Below are 20,029 nucleotides of genomic sequence, written 5' to 3' on the forward strand. Positions count from 1 at the left end.
GGGCGGGCGGGCAGGCTCCGCGAACACGCCGGGCGGAACGGAGGCTCCATTCCGCCGTGCCGACCTCACGGCCGGGGCCCGCCGCCCGCCGAGGCGGAATGGACGTTCCATTCTGGCTGCTGCCCGCCGTGCTGACCTCACGGCCGGGGCCCACCGCCCGCCGGGGCGGAATGGACGTTCCATTCCGGCAAGCTGCCCGCCGAGCCAGAGGCCTCGCGCCCGGGCCCACCGCCTGCCGGGCGGAACGGAGATTCCATTCCGCCGGCTGCCATCCGATCCGGTAGGTCTCGCGGCTGGAGCCCACCGCCTGCCCGCCGGAACGGACGTTCCATTCCACCGACTGCCATCCGACCCGGGGCCTCGCGGCCGGCCCCATGGCGCGCCGCGCGGAACGGACATTCCATTCCGCCGGCCTTCCTCCGGCCGGGCAATCCCCAGCGCCCCGGGCGAAACGGACGTTCCATTCCGCGAGCTGCCCGCCGGCCAGGGGCTCGTGGGGGAGGCCCATGTCATTCCGGGCGGAACGGGGGCCATTCCAGCGTCTGTCCTCCCTCCGCAGCGGCCTGTTGCTCGCGCGGAGGCCCCGCTCCATCGCCCGCCCTCCGGCCGGGGACCGTCCGACGCCAGCCCGTTCCCGGAACCCACCCCGCTGCGGGATTCCCAAGGCCGTGGGCGGAGCGCTAGCGTCCCGCGCCGATGCGACCCGAGGAAGTCGTTTCCCCTGTCGTGGAGGCGAAGCCTGTCCCGGAAGCGGAAGCGCGGGCCACCGAGGTCCGCGCCCCCGCCCTGCGGGACTTCGTGATGATGCTGCTGGCCCTGGCCAGCCTGGGCCCCATCTTCTACGTGGAGCTGGAAGGACTGCAGTGGCCCCACCCTCGCTTCCAGCTGCTGGCGGCCATCGACCTGGGCTTCGTCCTCGTCTTCCTCGGTGAGTTCCTCTGGGGGCTGTCCCGCGCGAAGGACCGCGCGGACTTCCTTCGCCGCCACTGGTTCGAGCTGCCCGGCCTCGTGCCCCTGTACGCGGAGGGCTTGAGCCTCCTGCGCGCCGCCCAGCTCCTCCGCCTCGCGCGGCTCCTGCGCCTGCTGCGCCTGCTCACCGCGTACCGGCGCATGCGCACGCTCACCGTGCTGGACGCGCTGTTCAACCGCTACAAGCTGGGGCACACGCTGCTCGTCGCCTTCGCGGTGGTGATGGGCATGGCCGCGGTGGTGTGGGTGCTGGAGCGGAGCACCAACCCCAACCTCGCCCATTTCCCGGACGCCGTCTGGTGGGCCATCGTCACCGCGACCACGGTGGGCTACGGCGACATCACGCCCCACACGGGCCTGGCGCGCGTCTGCGCCACGGTGCTGATGCTGATGGGCATCGGCCTCATCGGCGTGGTGGCCTCCAGCCTGAGCAACGCCCTGCTCAGGGCCGACCAGGAGGCGAGCCAGGGCTCCGCGCCCACCGCCTCCAGCCTGGCCGCCGAGCTGGAGCGGCTGGCCGTCCTGCGCGAGCGGGGCCATCTCACCGACGAGGAGTTCACCGCCGCCAAGCGGAAGCTGCTCGGCTGACGGGCCCGGGGCGGCCTCCCGCCCTGGTGGAGTAGGGGAGAGTAGGGCCTCGCCGTGTCGTCCGGAGTCCGGCCTGACCGCCCGGCGCTCGTTGCGGGCTGCAAGGAAAGACCTCCCGTGATAGTTGGCCTCGGGTCATGACGAACGAGCTTCATAGGGAGGTCGCCCGGCGGCGCACCTTCGCGATCATCTCCCACCCCGACGCGGGCAAGACGACCCTCACGGAGAAGCTGCTGCTCTACGGCGGCGCCATCCACCTGGCGGGCAGCGTGAAGGCCAAGCGGGCGCGGCGGCACGCCACCAGCGACTGGATGGAGCTGGAGAAGGAGCGTGGAATCTCCGTCACCTCGTCGGTGCTCCAGTTCGTCTACCGCGACCACGCGGTGAACCTGCTCGACACCCCGGGCCACCAGGACTTCTCCGAGGACACCTACCGCACCCTCGCGGCGGCGGACTCCGCGGTGATGCTCATCGACGCGGCCAAGGGCGTGGAGCCCCAGACGAAGAAGCTCTTCAAGGTCTGCCGCATGCGCGGCATCCCCATCTTCACCTTCGTCAACAAGCTGGACCGCTACGGCCGCGAGCCGCTGGACCTCATGGACGAGCTGGAGCAGGTGCTCGGCATCCGCTCCTACCCGATGAACTGGCCCATTGGCATGGGGCCGGACTTCCGCGGCGTCTATGACCGGCAGAAGCGCGTCGTCCACGTCTTCTCCGCCGAGGGCTCCCACGGCGAGTCGGAGGTCGCCGAGCGCTCGGTGTCCATCGACTCGGACGAAATCAAGACGGTGCTCACGGAGGCGGAGCTGGAGAAGCTGCACGGCGACATCGAGCTCCTGGACATCGGCGGTGACGAGTTCACCCGCGAGAAGTGCGACTCCGGCCAGCTGTCGCCCATGTTCTTCGGCAGCGCGATGACGAACTTCGGCGTGCGCCCGTTCCTGGACGTCTTCCTGGACCTGGCCCCGGCGCCCACGTCGCGGCCCACCACGAAGGGTCCGCGCGAGCCCACCGACCCGAAGTTCGCGGGTTTCGTCTTCAAGATCCAGGCGAACATGGACCCGGCGCACCGAGACCGCATCGCGTTCATGCGCGTGGTGAGCGGCCGGTACGTGAAGGGCATGAGCGCCTTCCACTCGCGCCTGGGCAAGGAAGTGCGCCTCGCGAAGCCGAGCCAGTTCATGGCGGCCGAGCGCACGGCCATTGAGGACGCGTGGCCGGGAGACGTCATCGGCCTGTTCGACCCGGGGCAGTACCGCATCGGCGACACGCTGGCCGAGGGCACCGAGGTGGAGTTCGAGGGCGTGCCGCGCTTCAGCCCCGAGCACTTCGCCGTGGTGCGCTCGAAGGACCCGCTGCGCCGCAAGCAGATGGAGAAGGGCCTGGAGCAGCTCTCCGAGGAGGGCACGGTGCAGATCTTCCAGCAGCTCCACATGGGCATGAAGGACCCCATCGTGGGCGTGGTGGGCGCGCTCCAGTTCGAGGTGCTGCAATACCGGCTGGAGCACGAGTACGGGGCGAAGATTGCCCTGGACCGGCTGCCCTTCAGCCACGCGCGCTGGGTGGTGGGGCCGAACTTCGACCCCAAGTCCTTCGACTGGGAGGGCAACCGCCAGACGGTGCAGGACCGCGACGGCCTGCCCCTGGTGCTCTTCCGCGACGACTGGGCGCTCCAGCACGCCGAGGACAAGCACCCGGAGCTGAAGTTCCTCTCCGAGGCGCCCATGCTCCGGAAGCTGGCCGAGGCGGCCACCGGCTCCTGAGCGCCCGGTGACGGCGGTGGCCCCTACTTGTAGGGCGCCACCGTGCCGCCGCGGAACGCGGAGTCACGCAGCACCAGACCTTCCTTGTAGAGGCGCGCGGCCTTGGGGCCGACGAAGAAGCCCTTGGGCTCGCCCTTGCGGTAGGTCTTCTTGATGAACTCCTCAATCTCCATGAACAGGCGCCGGAACCTGTCCGGCGCCGCGTTCTTGCGGCCCGTCTGCGCGGTGATGTCCAGCTCGCCCCAGAGCTGGCCGTTGAGCAGCTCGCCTTCCTCGTTGGGGCGCGAGCGCTCCATGAAGATGACGGGCGAGCGCACCTCGTCGATGCGCCAGTGGCCCTTGTCCGGCCCGCGCTTCACCTTGTCGACGATGGCGGCGCCGATGTCGGTGGCCACCATGTAGAGGTCCTCGGGCGGCAGCCGGGGGATGTTCTCCATGGTGGCGCGGAAGGTCTCCCAGTCCTCGGGGACGCGCCGCGGGTACACGTCGAGCGGGTAGCGCTCCAGGAAGCGGAAGAAAGCGACTTCGTCGTCGGGCGACATGAAGAACTTGAGGACGTTGGCCATCGCGCAGCCCTCATACCCCCGAGTGCGTCCTCCGTGAAGGTCCGCCACGAAACACGCTAAGAATCCCGGCATGGATACCTGGCTGCTCTCCCGAATGCAGGAGCTTCGCGACCTCCAAGGGCTCATCGGCCTGGCCACCTGGGACCAGGAGACGTACCTCCCGGCCAAGGCGGGCCCGGCCCGCGCCCACCAGCTCTCCACCCTCCAGGGGCTGCACCACGAGCGCCTGGTGGACCCCCGGCTGGGCGAGGCCCTGGCGAGGGCCGCCTCGCAGGACCTGACGGGAGACGCCCGCGCCATGGTGCGCGTGCTCTCCCGCGAGCGCGAGCGCGAGGTGCGCGTCCCCTCCGACCTGGTGAAGGCCCTGGCCGAGGCCCAAAGCAAGGCGCTCCACGCGTGGCGCGAGGCCCGCAAGGAGCGCCGCTTCGCGCTCTTCCAGCCCGCCCTCCAGCGGCTGTTGGAGCTGCGCCGCGAGCAGGCCGACGCCTACGGCCACGGCGGCGAGCGCTATGACGCCCTGCTGGAGGGCCACGAGCCCGGCATGCGCGTGGAGCGGCTCACCCCCGTGCTGTCCGCGCTGCGCGAGCACCTCATCCCCATGGTGGGCAAGCTCGTGGGCGCGCGCCGTCCGGTGGCCCGCCTCTTCGACGGGCGCCGGTACGACAAGGACGCGCAGTGGGCCTTCACCCTGCGGCTGCTGCAGGACATCGGCTTCGACCTGGAGGCGGGCCGGCAGGACGTGAGCATCCACCCCTTCACGGGCGGCACGCACCCGTTGGACGTGCGCCTCACCACGCACGTGGATGAGACGAGCCCGCTGTCCGCCATCTTCAGCACCATCCACGAGGCGGGCCACGGCCTGTACGAGCAGGGCTTCTCCCCCGCGCACTACCGCACGCCCCTGGCCTCCGCGCCCTCCATGGGCCTGCACGAGTCCCAGTCGCGGCTGTGGGAGAACATCGTCGGCCGCAGCCGGCCCTTCTGGGAGCACTACTTCCCCGCGCTGCGCGCCGCCTTCCCGGAGGCGCTCGCCGCCGTGGACCTGGACGACTTCCACCTGGCCGTCAACGAGGTGAGCCCGTCGCTCATCCGCATCGAGTCGGACGAGGTGACGTACAACCTCCACATCGCCCTGCGCTACGAGCTGGAGCTCTTGCTGGTGCGCGACGAGCTGCCGCTGGCGGACCTGCCCGCCGCGTGGAACGCGCGCATGGAGAAGTACCTGGGCGTCACCCCGCCCGACGACACGCGCGGCGTGCTGCAGGACATCCACTGGGCCTGGGGCGAGCTGGGCTACTTCCCCACGTACTCGCTGGGCAACCTCTACGCGGCGTCCCTCTACCGCGCCGCCGAGCGCGCGCTGCCGGACCTCGCGGGCCACCTGCGCCGGGGCGAGCTGCTGCCCCTGCGCGACTGGCTGCGCACCCACATCCACTCGCAGGGCTTCCGCCTGCCCGCCGAGGAGCTGGTGCGCGGGGTGACGGGCCATGGCCTCACGGACACCGACTTCCTGGCGTACCTGAAGTCGAAGTACGGCGCGCTCTACGGCGTATCCCTCTGAAGGGCTTCAGTTCTCGCGCGAGGCGGGCGTCTTCAGCGCCTCGCGCAGCTCCGGCAGGAGCGGCGTCCACTCCGCGCGCAGGATGCCCATGAGGACGCCGTCCGTGTAGCGGCCCTCCACGAAGTGCTGCTCGCGCTGGATGCCCTCGCGGCGGAAGCCCGCCTTCTCGTACACGCGCTGGGCGGACGCGTGGTGCCCGAAGACCTGGAGCCACACCCGGTTGAGGTTCAGCGTGCCGAAGCCGTAGTCCAGCATCAGCCGCGTGGCCTCGGTGCCCAGCCCTCGGCCCCAGTAGGACGGGTCGCCGATGAAGAGGCCGAACTCGGCGTGGCGGCCGCGGAAGTCCAGCCGGTGCAGCCCGGTGACGCCAATCAGCAGGTCCCTGTCCCGCGACACCACGCCGAGCACCACGTTCTGCTCGTTGGTCGCCAGCGCCTCGAGGAAGGCCTGCTCCTGCCCCACGCTGAGGGGCCGGTAAGCGGCCAGCGTCCGGCGCACGGCGGGGTTGTTGAGGTAACCGGCGACCAGGGGCGCGTCCTCGCGCTCCAGCGGGCGCAGGTACACGCTCGGGCCAATGAGAAACGCGTTCGCCATGGGAGACCTCGCTCGGGGCGCTATCTCCTGGAAGGACGCGTCCGCTGGCAAGCCCTGACTGTGTCAGCAGGCGAACAGCAGCGGCCGGCACGCGCGCGCCAGCTGCAGCGCGTCCCGAGCGAGCGCGTACGAGTCCGGGTCCTCGGCGTCCAGCCATGCCGTGCGGGCCACCCGGTTGCCCAGCTCGAAGCACAGGCTCGCGGTGCGGCGGGCCAGCCGGCTCTCCTTCTGCAGCGCGCGCACGTTCAGCTCGCACAGCTCCGCACACTGCCGGAGCAGGCGCACGGCCTCTCCGCCCACGGGCTCGCCGCGGGCCACCATCCGTGCCATTCCCTCTTCGCACGAGGCCTGGCACTGAAGGCTCGCGGCGATGCATCGGACGACATCCGCGCGAGCACCGCCCAATCTGGCTCCCAGCATTTCGCGCACCTCCGAAGCGGCGACAAAGCTATGCACGCCTGCCCGGACGGCAACCCAAAGTGGAGATCCGGGGGATCATGTTCAGCGCTGGTCCATGCCAACGCTCACCCCCGGACCTTCAGGGGGCACGGAGTACGCGCACGCGTACACCGCGGCACCCGGAGCGCTTCACCACCGACTCCGGACGCCTCACCCCCGCGTGGAGACCTCCGAGCCTCGCGAGCGATCACACCCTGCGACGGGAGGGCACTTGCGCGCGGTCGGGACAGGCGTTCTTTCGGGCAGCGCTTCGACCCGGGAGCGGTGGGCTCCGCGGCGGAAGGCCGGCGCCCGCACGCAGGCTCGGAAATCAGTACTTGCCGAGGAATCGCTCCAACCCGGGGCGCAGCGCCTCGCGCTGGGCGATGCACAGGTCCACGCGCTCCAGCGCCTGCGCGAGCACGCGCTCACCGCCGTCGATGCGCGCGGCGTGGGGCGCGAAGAACCCGGCCACGCGCTGACGGTCCCCGGCGTCGCAGAAGAAGCCGCCGGTGTGGAGCAGCCATGCGGCGGTGTCGCGCGGCAGCCGCTGGAGGAGCTGCTGGAAGTGCTCGCGCAGGAAATCGAAGGCGGGCGCGCGGGTGGTGGGGGTGGAGAGCTGGCCGTAGAGGATGGGGAGCGCCTCGCGCGTGTCCACGTCCGGGGCCAGCAGCAGCTCCAGGCTGGCGCGCGCGAGCACCGGCTCCCGGAAGGCGCCCAGCGTGGTGTAGATGAGCTCGCGCTCGCGGCCCTGGGACGTGGTGCGCAGGGCATCGCGCAGGCGCCGGTGCAGCTCCGCGTCGCCCGCGGCTCCGGCGGTGCCGAGCACGGCGTACGCCGAGTCCATCGACAGCGTGCTCCGGTCCTCCAGCCAGCGCAGGGTGAGCTCGCGGGCCTGGGCGCGCAGGGGGGCGTCCTGGCCCAGGTCCGCGACCATCCACACCAGCACGGGCCGCAGCATGCCCTGGTCCTCGCTCTCTCCCGGGCGGGCCACGAAGCCCAGGCGGCGCGCGAGGTCTCCGAAGAGGCGCTGCACGAAGCGGGCACGGTGGGGCTGGAGCGCGTCCGGCACGAACTCGTCGCGCACGCCGCCCACCACGCCCGCGGCGCCCTCCACCAGGTCCGTGTCCTCCGGGCGCATGAGCCGCGTGGCGAGCGTCAGCGCCTGGGCCACGTCCAGGTCGCCGCTGGCCACCAGGGCCCGCGCGTCGTCCATCAGCACCCGGCGCTCGGGGACGCTGAGCCCCCGGCCGCCCCGGCGCGCCAGCCGCTCCAGCCCATCGCCACGCAGGAGCGCGTGGTAGTAGCCGCGCCCGTCCGCGTTGGGGTGCAGCCAGTCCGGGCAGCCCTTCGCGCCGTCGAGCACCAGCGTGCCCGTGGCCTCGGTGAGCACCGTGCAGGCGCGTCCCTCCTGGGCTCCCACGCCGTAGCGCACGCACACGGGCACCTGCCAGGGCCGCGAGCCGTCCGGGGTCGCCGCGCCGGGCGAGCCCAGGGGCAGGTAGCGCCGCTGCTCCAGCGCGAGCCGGGGCGGTGCGTCCGCGGGGCATTGCAGCTCCATGGCGACGCGCGGCACGCCGGGCTGGTCCAGGAAGGTGGAGAGGGGCGGCGCCACGTCGCGGCCGGTGGCGGCGGAGAGGGCCTGGAGGAAGTCGGCGGTGGTGGCGGTGCCGCGCGCGTGCGCCTCCAGGTAGCGGCGCACGCCCTGCTGGAAGGCGTCCGGGCCGAGCCAGGACTCGAACATGGCCAGCACGGCGGAGCCCTTGCCGTAGGTGATGCCGTCGAAGGCGCCGAGGATGTCACCGGGGGACTCGATGGGCTGGCGGATGCTGCGCGCGTTGACGAGGTGGTCCTCGTCCATGGCCATGCCGCGCGCCTCCACGCGGCGAACGTCCCAGCGCCACTCGGGCTTCCACTGCGTGGTGACCTTGATGGCGAGCCAGTCCGCGAAGGCCTCGTTGAGCCACAGGTCGTCCCACCACGCCATGGTGACGAGGTTGCCGAACCACTGGTGCGCCAGCTCGTGCGCCTGCGTCTCGGTGAAGTAGCGCTGGCGCCACACCGAGTCCCCTCGCGGCGGCCCCAGCATGAGCTGCCCGCCGAAGGTGATGAGGCCCGGGTGCTCCATGGCGCCGCCCTGCGCGCCGGCCAGGGCGAGCACGTCCAGCTTCTCGAAGGGGTAGGGCGTGCCGAACCAGGACTCCAGCCGCTCCAGCAGCGGCGGGGTGACCTTCGCGGCCCAGGCGGCCTCGGCGGCGCGGCCGTGCGGCACCACCATGCGCACGGGCACGCGGTTGCGGCCCGCGGTGCCCGCGTCCACCACTTCGAAGGGGCCCACCGCGAAGGCGACGAGGTACGAGGGCAGGGGCGGCGTGGGCTGGAACGTCACCGTCTTCCAGCCGTCCGCGCCGCGCGCCTCGGCCTCCACCGGCGCGTTGGAGAAGGCGCCGTCCTCCGCGCGCACGCGCAGGGTGAGGCGCCAGGGAATCTTGAAGGAGGGCTCGTCGAAGCAGGGGAAGGCGCGCCGCGCGTACAGCGGCTCGAACTGCGTCATCGCGTACCAGCGTCCCTCCTCCTGCTCACGGAAGATGCCGGAGTTCTCCTGCGCGGGCGCGCGGCCCGTGTACGCCACGTGCAGGGTGACGGTGCCGGGGCCCACGGGCCGCTCGGTCACCACCGCGAGGAGGTCCGCCATGGGCAGCGCGGCCACCTGCACGCGCGCGCCGTCGGGCAGGACGATGGCGGCGTCCTTCACCTCCAGCTCCTCGGCGTGGAGCCACAGCTCGCGGGTGGGCTCGGACAGGGAGAGTTCCACGTCCGTCGTGCCGCTGAAGGTCTCCTGGCGCGGGTCCAGCTCCAGTGTCACCGACTGCCGGGTGGGGCGGACGCGTGCGTCCAGTCGCAATCCGGGTGGAGTGAGGACGCGCGCCTCGGTGTCGGAGGCGGCGGGTGATTCGCTCGTCCGGGTGGGTGAAGGGGAGGGCGCCTCCTGCCGCGTGCTCGCGCAGCCCGCGAGGGTGAGGGCCAGCAGGAGCCAGGTGGTCGAGCCGAGGTGTCCGAGCCGCATCGAGGAGGTCTCCACCCGCGAGCCGGTGCGGCGCGCGGGGCGGGAACCATTCCATCATCCGCTGCGCTGCCGCGACAGCGTTCCCAGCGGGTGTTTCCCCCAATACGCACGGGGCCGCGGGGCGCGTCCTCGGTGCCTGGACGGACGCGACCTTCGAGGCCGGCGGAGCGTGGCCGGCACCGCCCGACTCAGACGTTCTGCACCGGATACTGCGCGAGCAGCTCGATGAGGGCCTGTCCGTAGAGCTGGAGCCGCTTCTCGCCGAAGTAGGGCACGGCGGTCAGCTCCTCCACGCTCTTGGGCGGCTGGGAGGCCAGCGCGTCGAGGATGGGGTTGGGGAGCACCACGCTGGGCGTCACCTTGCGCTCGGTGGCCTTCTCCACGCGGAACTGCTTGAGGGCATCCTCTCGCTTGCGGCGGTTGGCGTCGCGCGGGCCCTTCTGCTCGCGCTCGGGCTCCAGCTCGCCCCGGCGCGACTTCTCCAGCAGCTCCTTCACGATGGCGAGCACCTCGTCGCCATACGTCCGCACGAAGGAGCCGCGCACGCCGGCCATGCGCGCCAGCTCGCGCGGGTTGGTGGGCAGCTTCACGGCGATGTCGCCCATCGCCATGTTGGAGAGCATCCGCCCCATGGGGACGTTCTCCTTCTCCGCCCACTCCAGCCGCTTGCGGTGGAGCGCGTGCGCCACGGCGTTGGCCAGCGCCAGCTGCGAGGGGTTGAGCCCGGCGCGCGGCAGCTTGGGCTTGAAGTCCGCGCCCACGTCCGGGCGGGCCGCCGCCTCGTCACACATGCGCGTGCAGTCCAGGAGCACCTCCTCCAGGATGCCGGCCTCGCGGCAGGCCTCGCGCACCTGGCGGCCCAGCTCGGTGAGGTAGCGCACGTCGTTGGCGATGTACTCGCGCATCGCCGGCGGCAGCGGGCGGATGGAGAAGTCCGACTGCTGGTGCTCCTTGGGCAGGTCCACGCCCAGCCGCTCCCGGGCGATGTCGGCCAGGCCCACCTTGGGCCAGCCCAGCAGCGTGGCCGCCCGGTGGGTATCGAAGAGGCCCTGCACCCGCACCCCCGCCTCCGCGAGGAACTGCAGGTCGCCCTGGGCGGCGTGGAAGAACTTGGTCCGCGCCGGGTCGGCCATCAGCGGGGCGAGCAGGCGCGCGTCCACGCCGGGCTGGAGCGTGTCGAAGAGGAAGATGTCGGTGTCGGTGGCCAGCTGGAGGAAGCACAGCCGGGCGCGGAAGGCGTGCATGGAGTCGGCCTCCAGGTCCACGGCCACCTCGCGCGCCTCTTCCAGCGTGCGGGTGGCGCTCTGCGCCCCAGCGGCATCCACCACGTCCACGGCACCCTGCGGGTAGGTCGGCATCGGGCTGGGCAGGCTAGCGGACCAGGGCGTCCCCTTTGAGGTGTTTTTTCCCGGGCCGCCGCTAGGATGGCCACGCCGATGAACGACGTCCAGCGCCTGGAAAAGAGTCTGCTTGGCCACATGGGCCGGGCCATCGCGGACCACCGCCTCATCGAGGACGGGGACCGCATCATGGTGGGTGTGTCCGGGGGCAAGGACTCCTACACGATGCTCCACCTCCTGCGGGAGCTGCAGCGCCGGGCGCCCGTGAAATTCGAGTTGCTGGCGGTGAACCTCGACCAGGGGCACCCCGGCTTCCCAGCGGACAAGCTGGAGTCGTACTTCCAGCGCGAGGGGTACGCCTACAAGATGCTGAAGGAGGACACCTACAGCATCGTCCTGGAGAAGACGCCTCCCGGGAAGACGCAGTGCTCGGTGTGCTCGCGCATGCGCCGCGGCATCCTCTACACGGCGGCGGTGGAGCTGGGCTGCACCAAGATTGCCCTGGGCCACCACCGCGACGACCTCATCCACACGCTGCTGCTCAACCTGTTCTTCGCCGGCTCCATCAAGGCGATGCCGCCGCTGTTGCGCAGCGACGACGGGCGCAACGTGGTCATCCGGCCGCTGTGCTACGCGCCGGAGAAGGACATCGCGAAGTTCGCGGAGTTGATGCAGTTCCCCATCATCCCCTGTGATTTGTGCGGCACGCAGGAGAACCTGCAGCGCAAGCGGATGCAGCGGCTGATGGAGGACCTGGGCAAGGAGATTCCGAACGTCCGTCAGAGCGTGCTCAACGCGATGATGAACGTGCGGCCGACGCACCTGCTGGACAAGACGCTCAACCCCGACCCGCTGAATGCGCGGGAAGACGGGGCGCCGACGAACGATTCGAAGGATACGCAAGGGAGCGCCAGCCCATGGCTCGAGAGCAGGCAGTAAAGGCACGCAAGGACCGCAACGGCGCGCTGGTGGAGGCGATGCTGCTGGCGGCGATGGCCGACGGCCGCGTCTCGCAGCGGGAGATGCAGACGCTGCTCAGCCGCGTCCTGGAGCGCCCGGAGTTCGAGGGCACCCGGCCGGACGAGCTCAACGCCCTGGTGGAGACCAGCGCCGCGCGGCTGTCCGAGGCGAAGGACCTGGAAGAGGTGCTGGCCTCGCTGCGCCGGCGCCTGCCGGACCACAAGAACCGGATGCTGGCCTTCGGGCTGGCGGCGGCGGTGGCGCTGGCGGACCAGCGGGCCACGCGCAACGAATTGGGCCTCCTGAAGACGTTCCAGGCCGCGCTGGGCATCTCCGAGGACGAGGTGGCGCAGATCATCGACGTCATCGAGAACGGCGGCAGCCTGGCCGAGGCGCTGGGCGAGCCGCTGGAGCGCCTGTTCGCGGAGGTGATGGTGCTGGTGAGCGCCGCGGACGGGAAGCTGAAGGAGGCCGAGGCGCGGGCGCTGGTGGAGAGCTTCGCGGCGGACCCCCTCTTCGAGAACGTCAGCCCGGAGCGGGCGCAGAGCTTCGTGAGTGAGGCGGTGGTGGCCCTGGCGGCGGAGGGGCTGCCGCAGCGGCTCCAGGTGCTGGCCCACGGGCTCACCACCCACGTCCAGCGGGTGAAGGCCTACCGGCTGGCCACGAAGATTGCCCACGCCGGGGGCGAGCCGAGCCTGGCGGAGCAGCGCATCCTCGACATGTTGCAGGCCACCTTCGGGCTGGCCGACGACGAAGTGGCGCGACTGGGCAGGGAGGGGTAGTTAAAGGGTTTAATGACCCTGCAAGTCCCATCCGGACCCCGGCATTCGTTCCGCTTCGGGCTGCCGCCCTCGCTGGGCAGTGAGACGGCGCGGGAGCGCGCGGAGCGGCTCGCGGCGTTCCTCCAGCGGGCCCTGGGCAAGCTGGTGGAAGTGAATGTGGCGCCCAGCTACGAGACGCTCGCCAAGGACCTCCTGTCCGGCCGGGCGGACGCGGCCTGGGCGCCGCCCTTCGTCTGTGCGCGCATGGAGGCCATGGGCGTGCGGGTGGTGGTGCGCGGGGTGCGCCGGGGCATGTCCTCGTACCGGGCGGCGCTGGTGTGCCGGGCGGGGGCGGGGCTGTCGCTGGACCGGCTGAAGGGCACCACGGCGGCGTGGGTGGACCGCGATTCGGTGGCGGGCTACCTGCTGCCCACGGCGTACCTCAAGGCGCAGGGGCTGGAGCCGACGCGGGCCTTCTTCGCGCAGCACTTCACGGGCTCGTACCGGGGCGTGCTGGAGGCGGTGCTGGACGGCAAGGCGGACGTGGCGAGCGTCTTCTGCCCTCCGGCGTCCACGGGGCTGACGTACAGCACCGGCGTGGAGGACGTGCTGGGCGCGGGCGCGGGGCGCCGCTTCGAGCTGATTGCCTACACGGACGAGGCGCCCAACGACGGGGTGCCCGTGGCCATGGGGCTGCCGCCGGAATTGGTGCAGACGCTGGAGACGTCGCTCCTGGGCCTGCAGTCGTCCCCGGAGGGCGTGGCCCTGCTGAAGGACATCTTCAACGCGGACCGCTTCGAGGCCGCGCCGCGCATGGGCTACCGCGCGCTGTACCGCGTCGCGTTGGCGAGCCTGTAGCAGTCGTTCGTGGCCGGGCGGCTTGGTGCAACGAGTCTTGGAAGCTATTTGGGTAGGAGAGCGTGGAGCTAGGTGATGCTTCCCAACGCGAGATGCATCACCCCTAGGGAGGTGTTCTCGCGTGTTGAGGAGAAGAGGGGGCCTTCTCGGATAAGGGCCCAAAGTATGCGCAGCAGGTGTACCAAGCGCGGTCACTGACGCGCACGCAAGCGGCCCCTGTTCTTTGCTCTTGTGGTAAGAATCCGGTGAATGAGTAGCCGAGTAAATCCGCGTAAGCGAGATGTGACTCTGAGGTTCTTCCGCGAGTTGGGACCGCCCGCCGCGTTTGCTGGAGTCTATGCTGCGTTCGGTTACTTCACGGCGGACCCCAGGCCCGAGTGGTCTGCAGTAGTGACGATGTTCAGTACGGCTTGGTTCTTCCTCTCTTGGCTCTGGAGCCAAATACACCGTATCAACAAGCAACTTCGTCACGACAACGTCTTTGAGGAAATCATGAGCGGGTTGGCAGGCCTGTACGACAGGCTTGCTGCGATGGAGAAAGCCAACGGAGCCGTTAGCGGGACTGCGGCTTCTAAACAAGTAGCCTCAGCGCCAACAACCGCCCATAACTCGGTCACGACATCAGCCAACGCAGTCGTGGTGGAGGCTCCTGTGAGCCCAAATCCATCCGCATCCGAGGCACGGGCTCCAGCCACTGCGACCCAAATCTATGAGCGGACTTTACTGTCGGAGGCAGAGGCAGCCATTGGCGCAGGACACTTGAGGGCTGGAATGGTCATTGCTGGTTCCGCAATGGAACAAGCTCTCCGCGATTTCGCAGAGGCCTATCGAGTGAGCGTCGGGCGGACTGAAGGATTCCCGAGCGTACTTCAGAAGGTTCGTGACTATCTCGCGCCAGGTCTCGCAGATGACTTGGTGCGTATCTGGGATCTCCGGAGTGCCGCTGCCCACGGGTTTCAAACATCTGCGCTAGCGTCGACCTCGGCTTCCCAGATCTTGCCTGTAATTCGGAGGGTCGTTTCGAGCCTCATGACCGCGACGGTCAACCGGCAGGCATTCAACCGGCAGGAGAAGATCACCGGTATCCCGTGCTTCCGCTGCCGTCAGCCCACGATGGGTTCAGGCGGCGCAGTGAACGCCTGCGGTACCTGCGGTGCGGTCGAAGACGGTGACTGATTCACGGCTCGGATGCATCCGTCACTGGGGTGAAGGTGCGTGAGTCGGCTGGAGCAGAGGAGCGAGTTGGAGGCATGCTTCCGCACGATGGAAGACCAACGTCTGTGCGACAGGGGCAGTTGGTGTTGATGACCGTGCGAAGCCGTCCTCAGCAGCAGATTGCCGAGGACCTGGGGACAATGCGCAACATGTAGCACGTCTAGGCTCGCTACCATGTTGGCTGTCTGGAAGGGCGAAGTTGTATTGGGGAACACGGGCGAGAGTAGGCACAGAGGGTGAAACGGCAATGCGCTGCCAATCGCTCCTTCTGCTACGGCGAGTTGTTCCGGTGTGGCTCAGGTGAGCCTGTAACCGACACCTGTCGCGTTTCTACAATGCACTCCGGCGGGGTCGGCGGCAGGATGCGCCCCCATGACCGAGCTCAAGACGTACGAGGGTGGCTGTCACTGCGGCAAGGTGCGGTACTCCGTGAAGCTGGACCTGTCCCAGCCCATGGTGTCGTGCAACTGCTCCATGTGCGGCAAGACGGGGACACTGCTGGGGTTCGTTCCGGTCGAGGACTTCAAGCTCCTCTCCGGGGAGAAGGACCTCACCGACTACCAGTTCAACAAGAAGGTCATCCACCACCTGTTCTGCTCCACATGTGGCGTGCGCTCCTTCGGTAAGGGCACGGGGCCCGACGGCAAGCAGATGGCCGCCATCAACGTGCGCTGCATCGACGGCGTCGACCTCGAGCAGATCAAGGTGATGAAGTTCGACGGGAAGAGCTTCTGAGAGGGACGGCGTTCCACCGGGTCGCCCCGGTGGAGCGAAGCCTTGGAGCTACCGCTCGCCCTCGCCGTGCCCACCCGTGCCGCGCGGAGGAGGGGGACGCTTGGACGCCGGCACCTCTCCCGTCGTGGCTCGCGGTGCCGGAGCCGGAGCCGGCTTCGGAGCGGGCCTCGGTGCCGGAGCCGCCGCGGGCGGTGCCTTGCCGGGGACCGCGCCCTTGCCCTGTCCCGCTGAGCCTGGAAGCGGCGAAGCCCCCGAAGCCGAGTGGCCGCCCGCGCTCCGACCCTGAGCGGAAGCTCCGGGCGCGGCCGGCGCACTCCGTCCCTGAGACGCCGGGACGGGCGAGGCCGAAGCGGAGGAGCCACCGCGAGCGGCGCCCCCCTGCGCGGGACGCACCGGAGCCGCCGACGCCGAGGACCCACCCGGGCTCTTCGCCGGCACGGGCGCCGCCCCGGACGTCGAGCCGCCACTCGGACGCGCCTTCTCGCCCTGGGCCGCACTGGCCGCCAGCCGCGCCGCGAGCTTCGGGTCGTAGTGGATGACGGTGGGCTCGGAGGCGAAGCGCTCCTCCTCCAGCTCCTCCGCGTACATCTCCCGCATGAACGCTTCGAGGTGCGCGGTGGTGGCGTGCAGCTTCTGCTGCATGAGGAACTCCTCCAGCGCGAGCTGCAGCTCCGCCGCCGTGGAGAAGCGCTCCTCGCGCTTGCGCGCCAGCGCCTTGAACACAATCGCGTCCAGCGCCTTCGGCAGGTCCGGCACCACCTCGGACGGCGGAGCAATCTTCGCCCCCACCACCGCCTTGAGCGTGGCGAACTCCGTGTCCCGCTTGAACAGGCGCGTGCCCGTCAGCAGCTCGTAGAACACCGTCCCCAGGCCGAACACGTCCGAGCGGCAGTCCAGCGGCTCGCCCCGCGCCTGCTCCGGGGACATGTACGCGTGCTTGCCCTTGATGGTGCCCACCATCGTCTGGGACAGCTTCCCGGACGCCTTGGCCACCCCGAAGTCGATGAGCTTCACGCCGCCGTTGAAGCCCACCAGCACGTTCTGCGGTGACACGTCCCGGTGGATCAGCTCCAGCTTGCGTCCGGACGGGCTGCGCGCGTTGTGCGCCGCCCCCAGCCCCGCCGCCGCGTCCGCGATGATGCGGCACTTGAGCCCCAGGGGAATCGTCACCTTGCGCTGCTGGGCCCGCACACCCAGGGGGCCCACCGCCTCGCCATGCACGTACTCCATGGCGATGTAGTACTGCCCGTCCACGTCGCCCAAATCGTAGATCTGCGCGATGTTGGGGTGGTTGAGGTGCGCGGCGATGCGCCCCTCGTCGAGGAACATCTGGATGAACTCGTCGTCCTCGGACAGGTGGGGCAGCAGCCGCTTGAGAACCAGCAGCTTCTGGAACCCCACGGGGCCCTTCTGGCGGGCGAGATAGACGGCCCCCATGCCGCCGATGGCGAGTCTCCGAAGCAGCTCGTAGCGGCCGAACGTTTCCACGTCGGCCGCCACGATAGCCGCGCCGGGCCCGGGGGAGGAAGCCCGCGGCGCGTCAATTCCCCGCGTCGCCCGGCCCCCCGTGTCAACCCCCGGGCGAGCCCCCTGTCACGGGGTGGCCGGAGGGTTCCGGCACACGCTGCGGTAGCGCACCTCCACCGCCTGGCCGGGGTTGGGCACCGCATCCCCGTTGAAGACGATGGCGTTGCGGTCCGCGTCGTACGTCCACCGGGTGCCCGGCACCACCTGGCCCTGGACCCGCACCGTCATCTCCGCGGTGCCGGTGGGGTCCTCGGTGAGCGGGAAGTCCGCCTGCGGCTCGCCGGCGCGCTGGATGACCGAGTCCAGCAGCGGCAGGTAGTTGGAGCGGCAGATGGAGTCCACCGCGCCGCCCGTGCCGTTCGCCACGCTGGCGAAGCGGTCCGCCTCGTTGCCCGCCGTGGTGCAGCTGTTGTCCGTGGGCACCAGCGCGTACAGCTGGCTGCGGTGGGACATGCCCGTGCCCTTCAGCGTCCGGAGGAACTGGATGTAGCTGTCCGGGCTGAAGCCGGAGTTGTCGTCCTCGTCCGCCAGCACCACCACCGCCATGCGGGCCGCCGCGCGGGTGAAGCCCGCGTTGCCGTCGTTGGCCTGCGAGGTGCGCGGGTCATCCGTCTGCTCGGACAGCGGCGCGGACAGGGCCGCGCGCATCGTCTCCAGGCCCTGCACCAGGTTGTGGCACAGGCCCACCTCCAGGTTGTCCTGGATGAGGTTGGCCGCGTTGGGGTTGTTGCTGGAGATGACGCGCGGGCTGCTGCCGTCCACCGGGAAGAGGCGACCGGCCTCACCGCCGTTGGCGCCGCCGCCGCACTGCTGGCCGCGCGCCACGAGGCCCGTGCTGGTGACACCCACGCGCACGTCCACGCCCCGGTCCTTCGCCGCCTGCAGCCAGCCCGGAATCGCCGCCTTCAGCCGGTCCTGGTACGGCGCCATGGTGGTGGTGTTGGACACCACGAAGAGCACGTCCAGCTGGCTGTCGGTGCCCTGCGTGTAGCGGTCCACCTGGATGCCCTCGTGGTTCGTCTCCGCCAGCAGCGGGACGAGGAACGGGTCCGCCTCGTTGTCGGTGCGCAGGTACAGCGGGCTGAAGTGCTGGCCGTGCACGTTGCGCGCGTAGCCCACCTCCAGCTCGAAGCCCTCGCCCGGCGCCAGCACGCGCGGCTGGGTGATGGGCGTCAGCAGGCTGAACTGGTTGCTGGTGCCGTTGCCAATCGTCGCGTCGGACACGGTAATCGGCTCACTGCAGCGGTTGGCCACGTACGTCTTGCGCGGCGCCGTGGCGCAGTCGTAGCGGATGGGACCGAAGTCCACGAAGGCCGGGGTGGCCACGAGGCAGCTCGCCCGCGACACGCCCTTCAGCGGCAGCGTCACCGTGGGGAAGCTCGGGTTGTTCACCGTCATCCGCAGCTCGCCGGTGAACGCGCCCTCCGCCGGGGGCCGGAAGGCCACCATGGCGCTGAAGGCCGTGTCATAGACGACCACGCCGCCGGTGAGCCGGCCGCCGGGCATGAAGAAGGCGCCGCCCCCGTCATTGGAGATGTGGATGTCCTTCACCGCGCACTCGGCGCGGCCCGGGTTGCGGAAGTAGAAGCCCAGCACCGCGCCGCGGCCGGGCACCACGTTGCCGAAGTCCAGGGCCGGCTGCGGCAGCAGCTCGTACACGCACGGGCCGCTCGCCCGCGCCCGGCCGGTGAGGACGATGGCGCGCTCCGGGTTGAACATGTCGTCCGAGCGCACGTACAGCGTGGCCTGCCAGTTCCCCTCCGCCTTGGGCTCGAAGTAGACCTTCAGCTCCAGCGCGTCGTTGCCCGGGGCCAGGGGCAGGTTGTCCGCGTCCAGCGAGGGCCAGGTGCCGCCGCTCCACGCCAGCCGCTGGGTGCCGCGGGTGGGCACGTCCACGCTGAACTGGGCGCTGCCGCCGTCCGCGCGCACGCCCGTGAAGCGCAGGTTGCCGTTGCTGCCCGCGTTGGTGATGCGGATGACCTTCTCCACCTTGCCGCCCACCGGCAGCTCGCCGAAGTCCAGCGCCACCGGCGTCACCGCCAGCGTGGGCCGGCCGCCGCGCGCGTCCAGAATCACCTGCGACTGGCGCGACTTGTCCGAGTCGTAGTGCACCGTGAGGTCGCCCACGTTCGGCCCGGAGAAGCGCGCCGCGAACTCCATCTTCATCTCCACCGTCTCGCCCGGCTGCACCGTGGTGCCCTCCGGCTTGGACAGCGGCTGGAAGGCCCTATCGCTGGTGGCGAGCTTGGAGATGGTGACGGGGCGCCAGGTGATGTTGCGCGCGCGGGTGAACGACTGCGTGCGCTCGTGCACCGGAATCTGGTCGAACGGCACCGGCGCCGGGTCGAAGGCGAAGGCGTTCGCCACCGAGTTGCCCTTCAGGGCCACCGTCGAGGGCGTGCAGCCTTCGCACGAGCGCACTTCCAGGCGCGCGCCCATGTTGCCCAGGGCCCGGGGCAGGTACTTCGTGCTCACCTTCTGCGAGGCGAAGGGCGGGATGGTGATGGTGTCCGGGGTGAAGGGGTCCGGATTGTCACCTTGCACCACGAGCGTCAGCGGCAGGTCCACCGGGTTGGTGACGGTGACCTCCATCGTGCGCTCGCTCTCCACCTCCAGCGTCTCGTAGTCGAGCAGCGGCGGATTCACGAGGATGGGCGTGGGCGTGCCCAGGCCCATGACGCGCACCTGCGACGTGGCGCCCTGGTTGGCGTCCGTCGCCACGCGCACCGTCTCCTCGATGACGCCTTCCTTCAGCGGGTGGAAGCGCACCTTCACCACGTGCGAGTCCCCCGGCATCACCCTGCCGCCGCCCTCCCCGAGCTCCACCACATAGGAGGGGTTGCCAGCGAGCCCCAGTGCGTCGAGCGCGAAGAAGGGCACGTAGCCGACATTCCGGATGCGCACCTCCTTCTCCCGCCACTCGCCCACCGGCACCTCGCCGAAGTCGAGCACGTCCACGTCCAGCACCGCCGTCGCCTGCACCGCGCGGGTCTCATCCCCCTCGTGGCACGCCACCCCGGTGATGGCGAGCAACGCCAGCGCGAGTACACGCCCCCTCAGCCCCGTCCTCATCCTGTCTCTTATACA

14 protein-coding genes are annotated in these 20,029 nt (G+C 70.4%); 7 read left to right on the top strand and 7 right to left on the bottom strand.

Annotated elements, in window-relative coordinates; genetic code table 11:
* Positions 1-726 precede the first annotated feature (726 nt).
* Together HG543_RS36220 and HG543_RS36225 are read left to right on the top strand one after the other, a co-directional pair.
* Entirely contained in the window at positions 727-1,557 is an 831-nt protein-coding gene (locus HG543_RS36220) for an ion transporter (RefSeq protein ID WP_169349486.1), read from the top strand.
* Positions 1,558-1,694: 137 nt separating this feature from the next.
* Entirely contained in the window at positions 1,695-3,320 is a 1,626-nt protein-coding gene (locus HG543_RS36225; protein WP_169349487.1) for a peptide chain release factor 3, read from the top strand.
* 23 nt (positions 3,321-3,343) lie between these two features.
* Here HG543_RS36225 and HG543_RS36230 read toward each other — a convergent pair whose 3' ends face one another.
* Positions 3,344-3,886, bottom strand: a complete 543-nt coding sequence (locus HG543_RS36230; protein WP_171818523.1) for a hypothetical protein — start codon at positions 3,884-3,886, stop codon at positions 3,344-3,346.
* 70 nt (positions 3,887-3,956) lie between these two features.
* On the opposite strand from HG543_RS36230, the gene HG543_RS36235 reads away from it, so the two are divergent.
* A complete protein-coding gene (locus tag HG543_RS36235; RefSeq protein WP_169349489.1) occupies positions 3,957-5,447 on the top strand; it encodes a carboxypeptidase M32 in 1,491 nt (496 codons plus the stop codon).
* A gap of 6 nt (positions 5,448-5,453) precedes the next feature.
* Here HG543_RS36235 and HG543_RS36240 read toward each other — a convergent pair whose 3' ends face one another.
* From HG543_RS36240 to HG543_RS36255, 4 genes are all read right to left on the bottom strand, one after another.
* On the bottom strand, positions 5,454-6,041 hold the full coding sequence (locus tag HG543_RS36240) for a GNAT family N-acetyltransferase (RefSeq protein ID WP_169349490.1): 588 nt from the start codon (positions 6,039-6,041) through the stop codon (positions 5,454-5,456).
* A gap of 63 nt (positions 6,042-6,104) precedes the next feature.
* Positions 6,105-6,371 (bottom strand): four-helix bundle copper-binding protein, encoded by a 267-nt coding sequence (locus HG543_RS36245; protein WP_246357546.1) that lies wholly within the window; start codon positions 6,369-6,371, stop codon positions 6,105-6,107.
* 439 nt (positions 6,372-6,810) lie between these two features.
* Positions 6,811-9,546: a M1 family metallopeptidase gene (locus HG543_RS36250; protein ID WP_169349492.1), complete on the bottom strand. Its 2,736-nt coding sequence runs from the start codon at positions 9,544-9,546 to the stop codon at positions 6,811-6,813.
* Positions 9,547-9,734: 188 nt separating this feature from the next.
* Positions 9,735-10,904, bottom strand: coding sequence for a ribonuclease D (locus HG543_RS36255; protein ID WP_169349493.1), 1,170 nt, complete (start codon positions 10,902-10,904; stop codon positions 9,735-9,737).
* A gap of 66 nt (positions 10,905-10,970) precedes the next feature.
* Between HG543_RS36255 and ttcA the strand changes: the two genes are divergently transcribed.
* From ttcA to HG543_RS36275, 4 genes are all read left to right on the top strand, one after another.
* The gene (gene ttcA / locus HG543_RS36260; RefSeq protein ID WP_169349494.1) at positions 10,971-11,825 is read left to right on the top strand and encodes a tRNA 2-thiocytidine(32) synthetase TtcA; all 855 of its coding nucleotides are present in this window, start codon (positions 10,971-10,973) and stop codon (positions 11,823-11,825) included.
* Positions 11,804-12,628: a TerB family tellurite resistance protein gene (locus HG543_RS36265; protein ID WP_169349495.1), complete on the top strand. Its 825-nt coding sequence runs from the start codon at positions 11,804-11,806 to the stop codon at positions 12,626-12,628. Before ttcA ends, HG543_RS36265 begins: the two co-directional genes overlap by 22 nt.
* 12 nt (positions 12,629-12,640) lie before the next feature.
* Entirely contained in the window at positions 12,641-13,465 is an 825-nt protein-coding gene (locus HG543_RS36270) for a phosphate/phosphite/phosphonate ABC transporter substrate-binding protein (RefSeq protein WP_169349496.1), read from the top strand.
* Positions 13,466-15,052: 1,587 nt separating this feature from the next.
* Positions 15,053-15,415 (top strand): GFA family protein, encoded by a 363-nt coding sequence (locus tag HG543_RS36275; protein ID WP_169349497.1) that lies wholly within the window; start codon positions 15,053-15,055, stop codon positions 15,413-15,415.
* Between the two features lie 48 nt (positions 15,416-15,463).
* On the opposite strand, the gene HG543_RS36280 is transcribed toward HG543_RS36275, so the two are convergent.
* Positions 15,464-16,903: a serine/threonine protein kinase gene (locus HG543_RS36280; protein ID WP_343073523.1), complete on the bottom strand. Its 1,440-nt coding sequence runs from the start codon at positions 16,901-16,903 to the stop codon at positions 15,464-15,466.
* Between the two features lie 105 nt (positions 16,904-17,008).
* Positions 17,009-20,014 (bottom strand): choice-of-anchor D domain-containing protein, encoded by a 3,006-nt coding sequence (locus tag HG543_RS36285; protein ID WP_169349498.1) that lies wholly within the window; start codon positions 20,012-20,014, stop codon positions 17,009-17,011.
* Positions 20,015-20,029: the final 15 nt, after the last annotated feature.

The sequence above is a fragment of the Pyxidicoccus fallax genome (assembly GCF_012933655.1).
Classification (GTDB): Bacteria; Myxococcota; Myxococcia; order Myxococcales; family Myxococcaceae; genus Myxococcus; species Myxococcus fallax.